The organism is Streptomyces sp. LBL, assembly GCF_029893585.1.
Lineage (GTDB): Bacteria > Actinomycetota > Actinomycetes > Streptomycetales > Streptomycetaceae > Streptomyces.
The window spans coordinates 101,557-120,723 of record NZ_JARXYX010000008.1 but is presented as its reverse complement, the minus strand read 5'-3'; the positions used below and the strand labels follow the sequence as shown (position 1 = coordinate 120,723).

Below are 19,167 nucleotides of genomic sequence, written 5' to 3'. Positions count from 1 at the left end.
CCAGCCCGCCTGCGTTTCCGGATCAATCACGGTCAATGCGAGTCACCCCAGCCACGGTCTTCTGACCGACCTCGACCGCCACCTGCACGCCCTCGGGCAGGTAGATGTCGACACGCGAGCCGAAGCGGATCAGGCCGATACGGTCACCCTGCTCCACCTTCGTGCCCTGCGGCACGTAGGGCACGATACGACGGGCGACCGCGCCGGCGATCTGGATCATCTCGATGTCACCGAGGTCGGTGTCAAAATGCCAGACTACGCGCTCGTTGTTCTCGCTCTCCTTGTTGAACGCCGGAACGAACCCACCCGGGATGTGCTCGACCGACGACACGGCGCCGGAGAGCGGCGCACGGTTGACGTGGACGTTGAGCGGGCTCATGAAGATCGCGACGCGGGTGCGGCCGTCCTTCCACGGCATGATGCTCTGCACCACACCGTCGGCGGGCGAGATGACCCGGCCCTGGGCGATCTCGCGCTCGGGGTCGCGGAAGAACCACAGCATGCCCGCGGCGAGCGCGGTGGCGGGCACGGCGACGGCCTTGGCGGCGCCGGACTTGCGCGCGCGTACCAGGCTGAGGGCTGCGGTGGCGACGGTCGGGAGGAGCCACGGCGATGCTCCGCGCGCCAGGCGTACGCCTGCCAGGCTGTCGCGAGGTGCAGAGGTTTGGCTGTGGGGCATGGATGACCTTCGTAGCGGATGATGCCGCGCTGCGTGAGGGGGACGGCGGCTTTCCCGGATCGTACCGGTCGCGGGCCGCAACTGGCCAAGCCAGGAAGCCGAGTCGGCTGCTGAACAGTGCTGACGGGGTGTGATCTTCTTCTCGAAGGTAACACCCCGAACCCGGACATCTAGCCTTGGAGTCGATACTCTTCGAGCAGCCTGCGACCGATGATCATTTTCTGGATCTCGGCGGTACCTTCACCGATCAGCAGCATCGGAGCCTCACGGTAGAGGCGCTCGATCTCATACTCCTTGGAGAAGCCGTAGCCGCCGTGGATCCGGAAGGCGTCCTCCACGACCTCCTTGCAGTATTCGGAGGCGAGGTACTTCGCCATCCCCGCTTCAAGGTCGTTTCGCTCCCCGGAGTCCTTTTTGCGTGCCGCGTTCACCATCATCGCATGCGCGGCCTCGACCTTGGTGGCCATCTCCGCGAGCTTGAACTGGATGGCCTGGTGCTGGGCGATCGGCTTGCCGAAAGTGTGACGCTGCTGGGCGTACGAGACGCCGAGTTCGAACGCGCGCTGAGCGACGCCACAGCCACGCGCCGCCACATTGACTCGGCCGACCTCGACGCCGTCCATCATTTGGTAAAAACCTCGGCCGGTGGTGCCGCCGAGCACGCGATCAGCCGGAATGCGCAGGCCGTCCATGATCAACTCGGTGGTGTCGACACCCTTGTAACCCATCTTGTCGATCTTCCCGGGGATGGTGAGTCCGGGACGGACCTCTCCGAAGCCGGGCTCCTTCTCGACCAGGAAGGTCGTCATCGACTTGTGGGGCTTGGCGGCCGTTTCTTCGGGGGAGTGTCCTTCGTCACTTCGTACGAGTACGGCGACCAGAGTCGACGTACCGCCGTTGGTGAGCCACATCTTCTGACCGTTCAGGACGTACTCGTCGCCGTCCTTGACCGCCTTGGACGTGATCGCCGCGACGTCCGAACCCAGGCCCGGTTCCGACATCGAGAAGGCGCCACGGACGTCGCCGGCCGCCATCTTCGGCAGGAAGTGGTCCTTCTGCTCCTGCGTGCCGTGCTGCTTGATCATGTAGGCGACGATGAAGTGGGTGTTGATGATGCCGGAGACCGACATCCAGCCGCGGGCGATCTCCTCGACGCAGAGCGCGTACGTCAGGAGCGACTCGCCCAGGCCGCCGTACTCCTCGGGGATCATCAGACCGAACAGCCCCAGCTCCTTGAGCCCGTCGACGATCTGCTGCGGGTACTCGTCGCGGTGCTCCAGCTCGGTGGCGACCGGGATGATCTCCTTGTCCACGAAGTCGCGGACGGTGGAGAGGATCTCCTGCTGGATGTCGGTCAGACCGGCTGTCTGGGCGAGTCGCGCCATGGCTACTTCCCCTGTTCCTTGAGCTCGGGACGGCCCGGCTGCTCGCCGCCGCGCTCCTTGGTGTACGTCTCGGTCGGCACCATCACCTTGCGGCGGAACACGCACACGAGCGTGCCGTCCTGCTTGTATCCCTTGGTCTCGACGTGGACGATGCCGCGGTCGTTCTTCGACTTGGACGGCCACTTGTCGAGCACGGTCGTCTGGCCGTAGACCGTGTCGCCGTGGAAGGTCGGCGCCACGTGCTTGAGCGACTCGATCTCCAGGTTGGCGATCGCCTTGCCGGAGACGTCCGGCACGGACATGCCGAGCAGCAGCGAGTAGATGTAGTTCCCGACGACGACGTTCTTGCCGAAGTCCGTCGTCTTCTCGGCGTAGTTGCTGTCCATGTGGAGCGGGTGGTGGTTCATCGTGAGGAGACAGAACAGGTGGTCGTCGTACTCCGTGACCGTCTTTCCCGGCCAGTGCTTGTACGTCGCCCCGACCTCGAACTCCTCGTAGGTCCGGCCGAACTGCATGCTCACGCCTCCGGAATCTCGAACGTGCTGGTGCGCCGCATGCCCGCGGCGCGGCCCTTGCCCGCGATGACCAGGGCCATCTTGCGGCTGGCCTCGTCGATCATCTCGTCGCCGAGCATCGCGGAGCCCTTCCTGCCGCCGGCCTCGGAGGTGCAGTAGTCGTACGCGTCCAGGATCAGCTCGGCGTGGTCGTAGTCCGCCTGCGAGGGCGAGAAGATCTCGTTGGACGCCTCCACCTGGCCCGGGTGCAGCACCCATTTGCCGTCGAAGCCGAGGGCGGCGGCGCGCTGGGCGACCTCGCGGTAGCCGTCGACGTTGCGGATCTGGAGGTAGGGGCCGTCGATCGCCTGGAGGTTGTTGGCGCGGGCGGCCATCAGGATCTTCATCAGGATGTAGTGGTAGGCGTCCGCCGGGTAGCCGGGCGGCTGCTCGCCCACGACCAGCGACTTCATGTTGATCGATGCCATGAAGTCGGCAGGGCCGAAGATGATCGTCTCGACACGTGGGCTGGCACACGCGATCTCGTTGACATGGTTGAGGCCCTGGGCGTTCTCGATCTGCGCCTCGATGCCGATCCGCCCGACCTCGAACCCCATGGTCTTCTCGATCTGCGTCAGCAGCAGGTCCAGCGCGACGATCTGCTGCGCGTCCTGGACCTTCGGCAGCATGATGCAGTCAAGGTTCGGTCCGGCGCCCTCGACCACCGTGACGACGTCTCGATACGTCCACTCGGTCGTCCAGTCGTTGACGCGCACGACCCTCGTCTTGCCCGTCCAGTCGCCCTCGTTGAGGAACTTGACGATGGTGTGCCGCGCCTCGGGCTTGGCGAGGGGCGCGCACGCGTCCTCCAGGTCCAGGAAGACCTGGTCGGCCGGGAGACCCTGCGCCTTCTCCAGGAAGCGGGGGTTGCTTCCGGGGACCGCGAGGCAGGAGCGTCGCGGACGCAGACGGTTGACGGGCGTTGTCATGCGGGGACCTCCAGGGGGTCGAGCTTGTGCGCTTTCCGGATCTCGTCGACGATGCGGCCGATGATTCCGGTGATGTCGAAGTCCTTCGGGGTGAACACCGCCGCGACTCCGGCTGCCCGGAGTTTTTCGGCGTCCCCGTTCGGGATGATGCCACCTACGATCAGCGGTATATCTGTGGCACCCGCCACATGGAGCCGCTCCAGCACATCCGGCACCAGTTGGGCGTGCGAGCCGGAGAGGATCGACAGGCCGACCGCGTGCACGTCCTCGGCGAGGGCCGCGTCCACGATCTGCTCCGGGGTGAGCCGGATGCCCTGGTAGACCACCTCGAAGCCGGCGTCGCGGGCCCGTACGGCGATCTGCTCGGCACCGTTGGAGTGCCCGTCCAGACCTGGCTTGCCGACCAGGAAGCGCAGCTTGCCGACACCGAGGTCCTGAGCCGTCCGGTCGACCGTGCGGCGGACCTCGCTCAGCGCCGAGCCCGCCTCGGCGGGGAGGGCCACCGGCGCGGACGACACGCCCGTCGGCGCCCGGAACTCACCGAACACCTCTCGCAGCGCCCCGGCCCACTCGCCGGTCGTGACCCCGGCGCGGGCGCACTCCAGGGTGGCCTCCATCAGGTTGTCGGTGCCCTTGGCGGCCTCCTTCAGCTTCTCCAGCGCCTTGCAGGGGCGCGGATGGTTGAAGGGGGGCTGGTAGCGCGTGTCACGCCAGTGCTGGAGCGAGGCGATGACCTGGGCCTCGACAGCTGGATCGACCGTCTGTACGGCTGTATCGAGATCGGCCGTGAGTGGACTGGGTTCGGTCGTCTCGAAGATGTTGACGCCCACGATCAACTCTTGACCGGACTCGATACGAGCGCGGCGCTCGGCGTGCGCGGCGACGAGGTGCGACTTGAGGTAGCCCGACTCGACGGCGGCCATCGCGCCGCCCAGCTCCTCGATCCGCTCGATCTCCCTGAGCGACTCCTCGACCAGCTCGCCGACCTTGGCCTCGACGACCGTCGAGCCCTCGAAGATGTCGGCGTACTCCAGCAGGTCGCTCTCGTACGCCAGCACCTGCTGCATGCGCAGCGACCACTGCTGGTCCCAGGGGCGGGGCAGGCCCAGCGCCTCGTTCCAGGCGGGCAACTGCACGGCACGCGCGCGTGCGTCCTTGGAGAGCGTCACCGCCAGCATCTCGAGGACGATCCGCTGGATGTTGTTCTCCGGCTGCGCCTCGGTCAGGCCGAGGGAGTTGACCTGGACGCCGTAACGGAAGCGCCGGTGCTTGGGGTCCTGGATGCCGTACCGCTCGCGGGTGATCTGGTCCCAGATGCGGCCGAAGGCGCGCATCTTGCACATCTCCTCGACGAAGCGGACGCCCGCGTTCACGAAGAAGGAGATACGGCCGACGACGTCGCCCATGCGTTCCTGCGGCACCTGGCCGCCGTCGCGCACGGCGTCCAGCACCGCGATCGCCGTCGACATCGCGTACGCGATCTCCTGGACCGGCGTGGCGCCCGCCTCCTGCAGGTGGTAGCTGCAGATGTTGATCGGGTTCCACTTCGGCAGGTGGGAGACGGTGTACGCGATCATGTCGGTCGTCAGCCGGAGTGACGGCACCGGCGGGAACACGTGCGTGCCCCGCGACAGGTACTCCTTGACGATGTCGTTCTGGGTCGTGCCCTGGAGCTTGGTGACGTCCGCGCCCTGCTCCTCGGCGACGACCTGGTAGAGCGCCAGCAGCCACATGGCGGTGGCGTTGATCGTCATCGAGGTGTTCATCTGCTCCAGGGGGATGTCCTGGAACAGCCGGCGCATGTCACCGAGGTGCGCGATCGGCACGCCGACCCGGCCGACCTCGCCGCGGGCGAGGATGTGGTCGGAGTCGTATCCGGTCTGCGTCGGCAGGTCGAACGCCACCGACAGACCCGTCTGACCCTTGGCGAGGTTGCGCCGGTACAGCTCGTTGGACGCCTCGGCCGTGGAGTGACCGGCGTACGTGCGCATCAGCCACGGCCGGTCCTTCTCCTTTCGTGTCTGCGACTGATCTTCTCGGGTCTGCGACTGACGCTCGGTCATCTTCGGCCTCCGCTGTCTTCAGATGTTCCGGAAGCGGTTGATGGCGTCGACGTGCTGGGCGCGCTTCTCCGCGTCGCGCACGCCCAGGCCCTCCTCGGGAGCCAGGCACAGGACGCCGACCTTGCCCTGGTGGAGGTTGCGGTGGACGTCGCAGGCGGCCTGCCCGGTGTCCTCCAGGGAGTACACCTTGGAGAGCGTCGGGTGGATCTTGCCCTTGGCTATGAGCCGGTTGGCCTCCCAGGCTTCGCGGTAGTTGGCGAAGTGGGAGCCGATGATCCGCTTCAGGGACATCCACAGGTACCGGTTGTCGTACTCGTGGTTGTAGCCGGAGGTCGAGGCGCAGGTGACGATCGTGCCGCCCTTGCGCGTGACGTACACGGACGCGCCGAAGGTCTCGCGGCCGGGGTGTTCGAAGACGATGTCCACGTCCTCGCCGCCGGTGAGTTCGCGGATGCGCTTGCCGAAGCGCTTCCACTCCTTCGGGTCCTGGTGGTGCTCGTCCTTCCAGAACTTGTAGTCCTCGGCGGTGCGGTCGATGATCGCGTCCGCGCCCATGGACCGGCAGATCGCCGCCTTCTGCTCGCTGCTGACGACGCAGATCGGGTTGGCGCCCCCGGCCAGCGCGAACTGCGTGGCGTACGAGCCGAGTCCACCGCTCGCACCCCAGATCAGGACGTTGTCGCCCTGCTTCATGTCGGCGCCGTTGCGGGAGACCAACTGCCGGTACGCGGTGGAGTTCACCAGACCCGGAGCCGCGGCCTCCTCCCACGACAGGTGGCCGGGCTTCGGCATCAGCTGGTTGGACTTGACGAGAGCGATCTCGGCGAGGCCACCGAAGTTGGTCTCGAAGCCCCAGATGCGCTGCTCGGGGTCGAGCATCGTGTCGTTGTGGCCGTCCGACGACTCCAGCTCCACGCTCAGGCAGTGCGCGACGACCTGGTCACCGGGCCGCCAGGCGTTGACGCCGGGGCCGGTGCGCAGGACCACGCCCGCGAGGTCGGAGCCGATGATGTGGTACGGCAGGTCGTGGCGCTTGGTGAGGTCGCTGACCTTGCCGTAGCGCTCCAGGAAGCCGAAGGTCGACAGCGGCTCGAAGATCGAGGTCCACACGGAGTTGTAGTTGACCGAGGAGGCCATGACGGCCACCAGGGCCTCGCCCGGGCCCAGCTCCGGCAGCGGCACCTCCTCCAGGTGCAGTGACTTGCGGGGGTCCTTCTCGCGGGTCTGCATGCCCGCGAACATCTCCGTCTCGTCCTTGTGCACGGTGATCGCACGGTAGGACTCGGGGAGCGGCAGAGCGGTGAAGTCGGCGGGCGTGGAGTCCGGCGACTGGATCGCGTCCAGAATCTTCTTCACAGTCACGTTGTTGCCTCCGGCGGTGCGCACCCTGAGGGAGGGGTGCTGAGGGTTACGTCGGTGCTGCTGAGGGGGGGAGAGGTGCCGTCGGTTCGGCGGAGGTGCTGTTCGGCAGCGCTTTGTGGCGCGGGAGGTTGCCTGTGACGCAGGCGCCCGGGCGCGCAGGCCCTGGGGGGCTTGCGGGGACAGCCGACGTACGAAAGATCTCTGCACGCCGGCCGCCCGGACATCTTCAAGGTATGACACCGCGTGTCACCTCGCAAGGCACTGAGTGCCAGAAAGTGCTCTCAGGTGAAATCTTTACGCAACAAATGAGCGATGATCGATCGAGCGAGGGTCGCGAAGGCACCTCAAAGGCGCCTTGAAGTGATTCGAAAAGCGGTCCTGACATGCGAAAACGGCCACCCCGAGGGGTGGCCGTGGTCGCGCCGTCGTCGCGCGGGAGCAGGCGGGTGAGGAGGCGGCTCAGCGGTCCCGGAGGGCCTCTTCTATGGCTCGCATGACCTGGTCGAGCGGGGCGTCCGTGCGGGCCACCGTCACCAGTACCTCGCCGTGCGTGGAGACCGTCGCCGTGGCCGGCTGGGGGGTCACGGTGCGCCCGGCACCGATGCCCGTCCCGAACGTCCTGCGCACGATCGCGAAGGCGTGGTCCAGCTGTGCCTCGACGTCGCCCTGGCCGCCGGCCCGCAGCCAGCGCCGCAGGACGTGGTTGTGGGCGGTGACCACGGCGGACGCGGCGACCTCCGCCAGCAGCGGGTCGTCGTTGGCGTCGTCGTCGTGCGCGTGCTCGTCGAAGTGGCCGAGCAGGTAGCGGGTGAAGAGCCGCTCGTAACGGGCCACCGAGGCGATCTCCGCCTCGCGCAGGGTGGGCACCTCGCGGGTGAGTTTGTAGCGGGCGACCGAGATCTCCGGCCGGGCCGCGTACATCCGCATGACCTCCTTGATGCCGCGGCACACCGTGTCGAGCGGGTGCTCGTGCGCGGGGGCGGCATTGAGGACGGCCTCGGCCCGGATCAACGTGTCGTCGTGGTCCGGGAAGATCGCCTCTTCCTTGGAGCGGAAGTGGCGGAAGAAGGTGCGGCGCGCGACCCCGGCCCGGGCCGCGATCTCGTCGACGGTGGTGGCCTCGTACCCCTTGGCCGCGAACAGCTCCATCGCGGCGGCCGCCAACTCGCGCCGCATCTTGAGGCGCTGGGCGGCGGCGCGACCGCCTGCGGCACTTTCCGGCGCGTCGGGCGTGACTGGTGTACGTACGGACTTGGCGGGCTGGGACATGACCTGAACGTACTGCATGTGTGCAGCTTGCTGCGCGTGTCCAGGGGGTCCCCCGCCCTGGACGGGCGCGGGAGTACCGGACCGGGAAGGCGGGGAAGAGCTGCCGGGGTCGAGCAGCCCGCCCCAGTCCGCCTCCGTTTCGAACCAGTCGCCCGGCCGGTCAGCGGCGGGCATGTTCGCGAAAGCCGCGGCCCGTCTTGCGGCCGAGGCAGCCCGCGGCCACCAGGTGCTCCAGGAGCGGGGCCGGGGCCAGGCCGGGGTCGCGGAACTCGCGGTGCAGGACCTTCTCGATGGCCAGGGAGACGTCGAGCCCGACGACATCGAGGAGTTCGAAGGGGCCCATCGGATAGCCGCCGCCCCACTTCATCGCCGCGTCGATGTCGTCGAGGGACGCATAGTGTTCCTGCACCATCTTGATCGCGTTGTTGAGGTACGGGAACAGCAGGGCGTTCACGATGAAGCCCGCACGGTCTCCACAGTCGACCGCGTGCTTCCTGATCCTGACGCAGACCTCGCGCACCGTCGAGTGGACGTCGTCGGCCGTCAACACCGTACGGACGACCTCGACCAGCTTCATCGCCGGCGCCGGGTTGAAGAAGTGCATGCCGATCACGTCCTGCGGACGCGAGGTGGCGCGGGCGCACGCGACGACCGGGAGCGAGGAGGTCGTGGTCGCGAGCACCACGCCCGGCTTGCAGACCTTGTCCAGGGTGGCGAAGAGCTGCTGCTTGACCTCCAGGTCCTCGGCGACGGCCTCGACGGCCAGGTCGACCTCGGCGAAGGACTCGTACGAGCCCACCGCGGCGATCCGGTCCAGGCTCTGCGCCGCGGCCTCCGCGGTCAGCCGGCCCTTGTCGACCGAACGTGAAAGCGACTTACCGATACGGGCCTTGGCGGCCTGGGCCTTCTCCTCGCTGCGGGCGGCGAGGACGACCTCGTACCCCGCCTTGGCGAACACCTCGGCGATTCCGGACGCCATGGTGCCGGACCCCGCGACGCCGACGGACCGGACCGGACGACCGGGGACCTCAAGGCTGCCCGACAAGGGTGTCAGGGCGTCCGGCACGGCCGTCGCGCTGCCGGGAGCCTCGTAGGTGTAGAAGCCGCGGCCCGACTTGCGGCCGGTCAGGCCCGCCTCGCTGAGCTGCCTGAGGATCGGGGCGGGAGCGTGCAGCCGGTCGTGGGACTCGGCGTACATGGCCTCCAGGACCGTGCGCGCGGTGTCGACGCCGATCAGGTCGAGCAGGGCGAGAGGGCCCATCGGCAGTCCGCAGCCCAGCCGCATCGCGGCGTCGATGTCCTCGCGGGAGGCGTACTTGGCCTCGTACATGGCGGCGGCCTGGTTGAGGTAGCCGAACAGCAGCCCGTCGGCGACGAATCCGGGCCGGTCGCCGACCGCGACCGGTTCCTTGCCGAGTTCCAGGGCGAGGTCGGTCACGGCGGCGACGGCCTGGGGCGCGGTCAGCACCGACGAGACGACCTCGACCAGCTTCATCGCCGGCGCCGGATTGAAGAAGTGCAGTCCGAGCACGCGCTCGGGACGGGCCGAGTCGGCGGCGAGCCGGGTGACGGAGAGGGCGTTGGTACCGGTCGCCAGGATCGTCCCGGGCCGCACGATCCCGTCGAGTTCACGGAAGATCTGGTGCTTGATCTCGTACGACTCGGGAGCGACCTCGATGACGAGGTCGGCGTCGGCCGCGGCCCGCAGATCGGTGGACGTGCGCACCCGGGCGAGGGTGTCGGCGCGCTGCTGCTCGGTGAGCCGGCCGCGCTTCACGGCGCGGGCGGTCGCGGTCTCCAGGGCGGCGGTGGCCTTGGCGGTCGCGGCCTCGTCGATGTCGATGCCGACGACGTCACGGCCGGCCTTGGCCAGGACCTCGGCGATGCCGGTGCCCATGGTGCCGAGGCCGACGACGGCGACGGTCCGGAGCGGGGGCAGAGGGGTGTCGGACAGGGGAGTGGCCATCGCGGGACTCCAGGAATGAGGGTGACGACTGGGAGCGCGCCGGATGCGCCGACGGGACCGGCCGAGGCCGGGCCGACGGGCGCACCGGGTGCGAAAGGAGGGAGGGCGGGTGGTGCCGGGCTGACGGGCGCACACGCCCGGGTGCCGTGCTGCCGGGCGTGCACACGCTCGGAAACGGCGGAACCGACCGGCCCTGTCCCGAGGCCGAGTTGTCACTCAGGTACGCGAGGTACCGAACCGACTGCTCTCTCGCGGCGGCTGCGTCACCAGGCCACCACAAGCAGATCCGCGAGTGGGTGACTCGCTCGAATGAGCTTAACCCGCGGGTAACGAGCGCGCCAGCCCCCGAGTTTGTGAGGTAGCTCCCGGCCTGCGGGCGCGGCACCTAATCTCGGATTCATGGACGAAGAGTTGCGAACGCTCACGGAGCGCTTACGGCGGGAGGCGGGGTCCTCGGCCGTCTACGACCGTCTGGTGGCGACCGAGGACATCGACGAGCTGGCCGGAGTGCTCACCGAGCCGGGACAACCGCTGTGGGCCCGGGAACTGGCCGCGTTCCGACTGGGGGAGGCGGGCGACCGGCGGGCCTTCGAATCCTTGGTCCTCCTTCTCAATCACCGTGACCCGCCGCGCTGCGCCTCCGCCGCCCATGCCCTGGCCCGCCTCGGCGATCCCCGCACCGCCCGCGCCGCCGCCGCCCTCGCCACGAACGAGCTGCGCGTGGCCTACGCCCTGCACCCGGTCCTGCTCCTGGTGGAACTGCGCGCCCCTGAGGCCGTACCGGCGCTGATCACCACCCTGCAACGCCGGCTGCGCCCGCACGACCCGTACCGGCGGGTGGCGCTCGCGTGCGTGGAGGGTCTCGGCACGCTCGGCGACACCCGGGCCGGACCGGTCCTCGGCGAGGCACTCGCGCACCCGGCGCTCGCCGAGGCGGCGGTACACGCGCTGGCCCGGATCACCGGACCCGGGCAGCGATGAGAGCTCACCGCTCCTTCGCGTACCGCACCCGTCAGTGCACTGAGCGCCCATCCTGGACGGTGTCCTTCAACGCCCGCTCAGGGACCTCGACTCGGCAGGGGTCTCAGCCGCGGGCGCCGAGCAGCCTGTGCAGGACGGGACCGTGGGCCGACCGCGACGTCGACCCGTCCGTGCTCAGCGGCTCGGGGTCGGGCAGCGCCTGGCAGACGGCGTCGGCCTCGCCGTGGCCGCGCGGCACCTTGCCGTCGGTCAGGTACGAGGCCAGGTACTTGTCCAGGCAGGTGTTCCCGCTGAGGGTGATGCCGTGGTTCCCGCCGCCCTCCTCGACCACCAGGCTGGAGCGGGCGAGCATCCGGTGCACCGTGAGGCCGCCCTGGTACGGGGTGGCCGCGTCGTTCGTCGCCTGGAAGAGCAGGACCGGCGGCAGCTTGCCGTTGGCGACGTCCACCGGCTTCAGCGACCTGGTCGGCCAGAACGCGCACGGCGCGTTGTACCAGGCGTTGCTCCAGGTCATGAACGGGGCCTTCTCGTAGACCGCCCAGTTGTCCTTGCGCCACTGGTTCCAGTCGCGCGGCCAGGAGGCGTCACGGCACTGCACGGAGGTGTAGACGCTGTAGCCGTTGTCCGCGGACGCGTCGGCGGCGGCGAAGTCCTCGTACGCCTCGACCAGTGGGTCGGCGTTCTTGTCGTTCACGTACGCCGCGAACGCCTCGGCCAGGTAGGGCCAGTAGCCGTTGTAGTAGCCGCCCGGGAGGAAGGTGTCCTCCAGCTCGGAGGCGCCCACCTTGCCACCGGCCGGCTTCTCGACGAGGGCCGCGCGCATCGCGTACCACTTGGCTTCGATGTTCTCCGGATCGGTGCCGAGCTGGAACGTGTCGTCGTACTCGGCGATCCAGGCCATCAGGGCTCGGTGGCGGTCGTTGAAGGCGCGGTCCTGGGCGAGGTTGTCGTCGTACCAGACGCCGGTGGGGTCGACGATCGAGTCCAGGACCAGGCGCCGTACCCGGTCCGGGTAGAGCTTGGCGTAGACCGCGCCGAGGTAGGTGCCGTACGAGTAGCCGAAGTAGCTGAGCTTCTTCGCGCCGAGCGCCCCGCGGATCGCGTCCATGTCCCGTGCGGCGCTGACGGTGTCGATGTACGGCAGCACGCGCGCGTACTTCTTGCCGCAGGCGGCGGCGAAGGACGTGGCGCGGGACAGGTTGGCCTTCTCGATCGCGGGTGTGCTCGGCACCGAGTCGGGGCGCACCGGATCGAAGAAGCCGGGCCTGCAGTCCAGGGCGGGCTTGCTCGCGCCCACCCCACGCGGGTCGAAGCCGATGACGTCGTACTGTGCCGCGACCGCCTTGGGCAGCGAGGACGCGACGAAGCCGGCGAGCGTCAGACCGCTGCCGCCGGGGCCGCCGGGATCGACCAGTAGCGGGCCCTGGTACTTCTTCGCGGTGTGCGGGACGCGCGACAGCGCGAGCGTGATCCGCTTCCCGTGCGGCTTCGCGTGGTCGAGCGGCACCTTGAGGGACGCGCACTGGAGCTTCGGATAGTCGTCGGTGCCGCATTTCTTCCAGGCGGGCTTCGCGGCCTGAGGGGCTTGCGGGGTCTGTGCGGGGTGCGAGGTGTTCGCGTCGGCGGGGACGGCCGTGAAGGTTCCGGCCACGACGAGGGCGACGCCGCCCAGCACGGCTGCGCGTTTTCTCATGGAGTCCTACCCGGGACGGAGGGTTTCGGGCCGCGAGAGTCACGGTCCCCGCGGCATCGTCCCGGTCGGCGGACCTGGAGGAACGCGATCAGCTGAAAGTTGACCCGGTTGGGCCGTGGGATGCGCTCGGATGCTCTCAGCTGAGGCCTCCTCGGTAGCACTGCTTCCGGAAGGGAACGTCTGTTCACGTGATCGGGCGAGGGCCCTTTCCGACCGCTTCCGCGACCCCGATTTGGGCGCCCGGAGACCTGGGTGGTTGGCTTGGCCGAAACCCCGAGCACCCAGGTCCTGGAGGAAGTCAATGGCGCAGGTCGAGGCCACTACGGAGCGGATCGTCGCGGCGGACGCGGAGAAGGTGTTCGACGCCCTCGCCGACTACGCCGGCACGCGCGCGAAGCTGCTGCCCGAGCAGTTCAGCGAGTACGAGGTGCGCGAGGGCGGCGACGGCGAGGGCACCCTGGTCCACTGGAAGCTCCAGGCCACCAGCAAGCGCGTGCGCGACTGCCTCCTGGAGGTCGGCGAGCCCACCGACGGCGAACTCGTCGAGAAGGACCGCAACTCCTCCATGGTCACCACCTGGCGGGTCACCCCGGCCGGGGAAGGGAGGTCCCGGGTGGTCGTCACCACCACCTGGCAGGGCGCCGGCGGCGTCGGCGGCTTCTTCGAGAAGACCTTCGCGCCCAAGGGGCTCGGCCGGATCTACGACGCCATGCTCGACAAGCTGGCCGCCGAGGTCGAACGGTAGGCCCAACCCGCCGCCGGTGACAGGGCGTTGGCCCTCACCGGTTCGAGTGGATATTCGCCGGTACCCACTGTATGCCGTAACTCGTCGTGCTTGTTCGTAGTTGTCGCTTGATGCGGGAATTGTGTGACAGGTGCGACGAGGGGAGCGGTTCGTGGGCGGGACGACTCTGGTACCGGATGAACCGGTCGCGGCACCCCTCTTGGAAGGTCCGCCCGACGGCCTGGCCACCGCGCCGGAACTCAGTCCGCGCCGGGTGCGGTTGGTCTTCTTCGGGCTGCTGCTCGCGCTGCTGCTGGCGGCGCTGGAGCAGATGGTCGTCGCCACCGCGCTGCCGAAGATCGTCGGCGAGCTGCACGGCCTGGACCGGATGTCCTGGGCGATCACCGCGTACCTCCTCACCGCCACCGTCGGACTGCCGATCTACGGCAAGCTCGGCGACCTGTACGGCCGCAAGGGCGTCTTCCAGTTCGCGATCGTCGTCTTCGTCGTCGGCTCCGCCCTCGCCGGCCGGGCCGCGACCATGGACCAGCTGATCGCCTTCCGCGCGGTCCAGGGCGTCGGCGCGGGCGGCCTCCTGACCGGGGTGCAGGCGATCATCGCGGACATCGTGCCCGCCCGGAAAAGCGGTCGCTTCATGGGGCTGATCGGCGCCGCGTTCGGCCTCGCCTCCCTCGCCGGGCCCCTGCTGGGCGGTTACTTCACCGACCACCTCTCCTGGCGCTGGTGCTTCTACGCCAACGTGCCCTTCGGCCTGATCACCCTCATCGTCGTCGCCTTCGCCCTGAAACTGCCGAAGCAGACCGTGAAGGCCCGGCTCGACCTCCTCGGCGCGCTGCTGCTGGCCGCCGCCTCCACCTGCCTGGTGCTGCTGACCAGTTGGGGCGGCACCGCGTACGCGTGGGACTCGCGGGTCATCCTCGGCATCGGCGCCGGAGCGGTGGCGGCCAGCGCGCTCTTCCTCGTCGTCGAGTACTTCGCGGTCGCACCCCTCATCCCACTGCGGCTGTTCCGGGACTCCGTCTTCAACGTCACCGCTCTCGTAGGGTTCGTGATCGGTGTCGCCCTGTTCGGCGCCACCAGCTATCTGCCGACGTACCTGCAGATGGCCGACGGGGCCTCCGCCACCGAGTCCGGCCTGCTGATGCTCCCCATGATGGGCGGCATCGTGGGCGCCTCGATCATCTCGGGACAGCTCATCACCCGCACCGGGCACTACCGGGTCCATCCGATCCTCGGTGCCGCGCTCACCGTGCTCGGCATGTGGCTGCTGTCCCGGCTGGAGGCCGACACACCCCGGCTGCACTACGGCATCTGGACGGCCGTCCTCGGTGCCGGCATCGGCATGGTGATGCCGGTGCTGATCCTCGCCGTGCAGAACTCCGTCGACCCCGCCGACATCTCCACCGCCACCAGCGCCAACAACTACTTCCGGCAGATCGGCGGCAGCGTCGGCGCGGCGGTCTTCGGCGCCCTGTTCGCGGACCGGCTCACCGACTCCGTGCGCGAACGCCTGCCCGCGCGCGCGGGCGCCGCACTGCCCGACCCGGCGTCCCTCACCCCGCAACTCGTCCACGCGCTGCCCCCGGCGCTGCGCGACGGCTACGTCCAGGCGTACGCGGACGCCATGCCGCGGATCTTCCTGTACCTCGTGCCGGTGCTCGTCCTCGGCCTGCTCCTCGCCTTCTTCATCAAGGAGACCCCCCTGTTGACCAGTGCAGCGTCCCACAACGCCCCTGCCTCCGAGCCGGAGACCGCGCAGGTGAACATCCCCCGCCCGCAGACCTTCCCCCACTTCCCGGGCGGAGGGATCCCCGTCCCGCCGCGTTCGCCCCACGTCGCCGGAGTCCCCGTGTGCGGCACGGTGCAGCACCCCGACGGCACCGTCGTGCCCCGCGCGGCGCTCACCCTGATCGACGTCACCGGGCAGCAGATCGGTCGGGGCGCCAGCGGCGAGGACGGCCGGTACGCGCTGTCCACGCCGGGCTCGGGAGCGTACGTCCTGATCGCCACCGCGGGCGGGCACCAGCCGCAGGCGGTCTCCGTGAGCGTCGGCGAGCGCCCCGTCGAACTCGACATCGTCCTCGGCGGCGCCGGACGCCTCGCCGGGAGCGTGCTGACCGCGGACGGCACGCCCGTGCGCGAGGCCACCGTGACCCTCACCAACGTGCACGGTGAGGTCGTCGCCAGCACCCGCAGCGGGCGCGAGGGCAGCTATGTCATCACCGAGCTGGTGGCCGGCGAGTACACCCTCGCCGCCAGTGCGCCCGCCTTCCGCCCGGCCGCGCTCCAGGTCACCGTGCAGGCCTCCCGGGAGACCCGCCAGGATGTCGAACTCGCCGGCGGGGCCGTGCTGCGCGGCACCGTGCGGGCGACCGGCGGAAGGCCTGTCGAGGACGCGCGGGTGACGTTGCTGGACGCTGCGGGCAACGTCGTGGACACCGTCACCACCGGCCCGGACGGAACGTTCCGGTTCGTCGACCTGTCCTCCGGCGAGTACACCGTCATCGCCTCGGGTTACCCGCCGGTCGCCACCGTGTTCCAGGTGGCGGGCGGCGGGCGCACGGAACGCGATCTCCAGCTGGGACACGAGAGCTGAAAATCCCTCAGAAACCCCGGTTCGTGGCCATCGCCCCTGGTCAGCGCGGGCGCGCGGGGGCGTGCGCTGGTGCGAGTCCGAGCGGTCGATTCCCTTGTTGCCGCACATCGTGACCGACCGACGCCGTACGGTGGTGACGGCAGCACAGATCTTGCGGAGCCGTGGGGAAAGAGGATCCGGGCCATGGACCGTGGCACCGACAAAGACACATTTCCCAGCCCCGAAGCTGGGACCGGCGCGGCGGAACCGGCCGCGGCCGGGCGCATCCCGCTGGCCGTCGTCGTGGTGGACCGCGACGGACTGGTGTCCCACTGGAGCACCGGCGCCCGACGCCTGTTCGCCGTCGCCAAGGAGGGGGCGATCGGCCGGCCGGTGGTCGATCTGCTGCCCGTCTCCGGAGCACTGCCCGAGACGGACGAGGGCGCGGTCTACGGGTCGTACGGGACCTACGACGGCCTCGGCCCCGGCCTTGAGTCGTCCCTCGGCGGGCAGCTGGCCTACCCGGCCGCGGGCCGCGCCCGGCTCACCGTGTCCGAGTCCGACCGTGAGCGCGGCGAGACGGGGACGGCCCCGTCCGCGGGGCGGGGGAGGGCCGATGTCCTGTGGTGGGCCTACCCGTTGGCCGGCCCCGGGCGGGAGCGGCTGCTCGTCCTCGCCGCGGACGCGGACGGGCTCCGGCAGCGCGACCCGGACGAGGGCATGACCGTCGAGCGGATCGCCCCCGCCTTCGCGCTGCACACCGAGTTCCCCGGCGCCGAGGAACTGGCCCGGCGGCTCCCCGAGATTCTGCCCAGCATGAGCGTCGACGACAGCGCCCGCATCGTCGCGCAGATCCTCGAACTGGGCTATCCCGTACTGGAGTTCAGTCAGAACGACCGGGTCCCGGTGACCCCGGACTGGGGTGTGGCCCGGCGTGCCGAGCGCAAGGCCCGCCGTGAACGGACGGCGCGCGCCGTCGCGGCCGGCGAACCCCTGCCGCGGGACCTCGCCGACGAGGCCGAGGACCTCGAGTACGCCGCCGTACGCGAACGCCTGGAGTTCCTCAACGAGGTCAGCGGACGCATCGGCACCTCGCTCGACCTGTCCCGGACCATCGGCGAGGTCAGCAAGGCGGTGGTGCCCCGCTTCACCGACGTGGCCGGCACTTATCTGCGCGAACAGGTCGTCGCCGGCGAGGGCTTCCCGGAAGGCGTGCCGGACACCACCACCATGTGGCACCGGGTCGCCCTCGAACACACCGACGAACCCGGCCGCTGGGACGACGTCGTACCGGTCGGCGAGGCCATGCCGTTCCCGGCGCACACCCCGTTCTTCCAGTGCATGACCAGCGGCGAACCCGTGCTCGTGCCGCGCATCAGCGAGGAGATGGGACACGCCATCGCCTCGCAGTTCGAGAAGCGGGACATCCGGCCCCTCATCACCAACCGCTCCATGCTGATCGTGCCCCTCAAGGCCCGCAACGTGGTCCTCGGCTTCATGATCCTGCTGCGCCACCCGGAGCGCGTCGAGTTCAACGACATGGACCGGGTGACCGGCGCCGAACTCGCCGCCCGCGCGGGTCTCGTGCTCGACAACGCGCGCATGTACACCTACCAGGAGAGCGTCGCCGAGACCCTCCAGGACAGCATGCTGCCGCACATCCCGCCGCGCATGGCGGGCTGCGACGTCGCCACCCGCTACCTGCCCGGCACGCTCCTCGGCAGGGTCGGCGGCGACTGGTTCGACGCCGTGAAACTGCCCGGCGCCCGCACCGCCCTCGTCGTCGGAGACGTCATGGGACACGGCCTCAACTCGGCCGCCATGATGGGCCAGTTGCGTACGGCCGTCCAGACCATGGCCGCCCTCGACCTGCCGCCCGCCCAACTGCTGCGCAACCTGGACGACCTTGCCCAGCGCCTCGGCGACACCTACCTCGCGACCTGTCTCTACGCCGTCTACGACCCGATCGCGAGCGAACTGCTGCTCGCCAACGCCGGGCACATCCCGCCCGTCCTGGTGCGGGCCGGGAACGGCGCCGGCGAACTGCTCGACCTGCCCTCAGGCGCGCCCATCGGTGTCGGCGGGGTGCCCTTCGAGGCGGTGCGGGTGCGGGTGGAGCCCGGCGACCGGCTCGTGATGTGCACGGACGGGCTGGTCGAGGTGCGCGGCGAGGACATCGGCGTGGGACTCGCCACCCTGTGCGAGTCCGCCGCGCATCCGGCCGCCTCCATGGACGACGCCTGCGACACCATCATCCGTGCCCTCAACACCCGGGGTGGCCGCAAGGACGACGTGGCCCTGCTGATGGCCCGCCTCAACGGCATCGAGCCCGACGACGTCGCCGAGTGGCGGTTGCCTCTCGCCCCGGCCGAGGTCGGCCGGGCCCGTGCGGTGGTGCGCGAGCAACTTCACGAGTGGGGGCTTGCCAGGCTGGCCGATCCCGCCGAGCTCATGGTCAGCGAACTCGTCACCAACGCCGTACGGCACTCCCACAGCCGGCCCGTCGAGCTGCGTCTGGTGCGCGGCGACACCCTGCTGTGCGAAGTGGACGACGACGACCATGACCTGCCGACCCTGCTGGACACCGGTCCCGGTGACGAGATCGGACGCGGTCTGCGGTTGGTCAGCACCCTCGCGCGCGAGTGGGGCACCAGCCGGACCAAGGCCGGCAAGACCGTGTGGTTCGAACTGAGGCTGCCGCGGCGCTGAGGCTGCCGCGGCGCTGAGGCTGCCGCGGTGCTGGCACCGCCGCGGCGCTGGGCACCCGCGGCGCGCCGGGCTCACGGCGCGAACAGCGCACAGGGTGTACGGGGTGTACGGGGTGTACGAGACGCAGGGGGTGCACAAGGTGTACGGGACGCATGGGTGCAGAACGCGTACGGGACGCATGGGTGCACAAGGTGTACCGAGCGCACTCCGGCGCACTCCTTTCGCATGAGCCGTGAAGGAATGCGCCGGGCGCTTGT

General features: G+C 69.6%; 13 protein-coding genes. 4 read left to right on the top strand and 9 right to left on the bottom strand.

Annotated features, from left to right (window positions below; all coding sequences use genetic code 11):
• Nucleotides 1-22 precede the first annotated feature (22 nt).
• From M2271_RS11975 to M2271_RS11940, 8 genes are all read right to left on the bottom strand, one after another.
• Nucleotides 23-679 carry a phosphatidylserine decarboxylase gene (locus M2271_RS11975; RefSeq protein WP_280887131.1) on the bottom strand — a complete coding sequence of 219 codons (657 nt, stop codon included), beginning with the start codon at nt 677-679 and terminating at the stop codon, nt 23-25.
• Nucleotides 680-849: 170 nt separating this feature from the next.
• Nucleotides 850-2,064, bottom strand: a complete 1,215-nt coding sequence (locus M2271_RS11970; protein ID WP_280887130.1) for an acyl-CoA dehydrogenase family protein — start codon at nt 2,062-2,064, stop codon at nt 850-852.
• A gap of 2 nt (nt 2,065-2,066) precedes the next feature.
• On the bottom strand, nt 2,067-2,579 hold the full coding sequence (locus tag M2271_RS11965; protein WP_280887267.1) for a MaoC family dehydratase: 513 nt from the start codon (nt 2,577-2,579) through the stop codon (nt 2,067-2,069).
• A gap of 2 nt (nt 2,580-2,581) precedes the next feature.
• Nucleotides 2,582-3,547: a CoA ester lyase gene (locus tag M2271_RS11960; RefSeq protein ID WP_280887129.1), complete on the bottom strand. Its 966-nt coding sequence runs from the start codon at nt 3,545-3,547 to the stop codon at nt 2,582-2,584.
• Nucleotides 3,544-5,610, bottom strand: coding sequence for a protein meaA (locus M2271_RS11955; protein ID WP_280887128.1), 2,067 nt, complete (start codon nt 5,608-5,610; stop codon nt 3,544-3,546). Before M2271_RS11955 ends, M2271_RS11960 begins: the two co-directional genes overlap by 4 nt.
• Before the next feature lie 18 nt (nt 5,611-5,628).
• Nucleotides 5,629-6,972, bottom strand: a complete 1,344-nt coding sequence (ccrA, locus tag M2271_RS11950; protein WP_280887127.1) for a crotonyl-CoA carboxylase/reductase — start codon at nt 6,970-6,972, stop codon at nt 5,629-5,631.
• A 459-nt stretch (nt 6,973-7,431) separates the two neighbouring features.
• Complete coding sequence (locus tag M2271_RS11945; protein ID WP_280887126.1) at nt 7,432-8,259, bottom strand: TetR family transcriptional regulator; 828 nt, start codon at nt 8,257-8,259, stop codon at nt 7,432-7,434.
• Nucleotides 8,260-8,401: 142 nt separating this feature from the next.
• Nucleotides 8,402-10,207 carry a 3-hydroxyacyl-CoA dehydrogenase family protein gene (locus M2271_RS11940; RefSeq protein ID WP_280887125.1) on the bottom strand — a complete coding sequence of 602 codons (1,806 nt, stop codon included), beginning with the start codon at nt 10,205-10,207 and terminating at the stop codon, nt 8,402-8,404.
• A gap of 399 nt (nt 10,208-10,606) precedes the next feature.
• Here M2271_RS11940 and M2271_RS11935 point away from each other — a divergent pair, with 399 nt between their 5' ends.
• Nucleotides 10,607-11,188, top strand: coding sequence for an adenylosuccinate lyase (locus tag M2271_RS11935; RefSeq protein WP_280887124.1), 582 nt, complete (start codon nt 10,607-10,609; stop codon nt 11,186-11,188).
• A gap of 103 nt (nt 11,189-11,291) precedes the next feature.
• Here M2271_RS11935 and M2271_RS11930 read toward each other — a convergent pair whose 3' ends face one another.
• On the bottom strand, nt 11,292-12,881 hold the full coding sequence (locus M2271_RS11930) for an alpha/beta hydrolase (protein WP_280887123.1): 1,590 nt from the start codon (nt 12,879-12,881) through the stop codon (nt 11,292-11,294).
• A 301-nt stretch (nt 12,882-13,182) separates the two neighbouring features.
• On the opposite strand from M2271_RS11930, the gene M2271_RS11925 reads away from it, so the two are divergent.
• From M2271_RS11925 to M2271_RS11915, 3 genes are all read left to right on the top strand, one after another.
• A complete protein-coding gene (locus M2271_RS11925) occupies nt 13,183-13,626 on the top strand; it encodes an SRPBCC family protein (protein ID WP_280887122.1) in 444 nt (147 codons plus the stop codon).
• Nucleotides 13,627-13,777: 151 nt separating this feature from the next.
• The gene (locus tag M2271_RS11920) at nt 13,778-16,222 is read left to right on the top strand and encodes an MFS transporter (protein WP_348539161.1); all 2,445 of its coding nucleotides are present in this window, start codon (nt 13,778-13,780) and stop codon (nt 16,220-16,222) included.
• A gap of 183 nt (nt 16,223-16,405) precedes the next feature.
• A complete protein-coding gene (locus tag M2271_RS11915) occupies nt 16,406-18,910 on the top strand; it encodes a SpoIIE family protein phosphatase (RefSeq protein ID WP_280887121.1) in 2,505 nt (834 codons plus the stop codon).
• Nucleotides 18,911-19,167 lie beyond the last annotated feature (257 nt).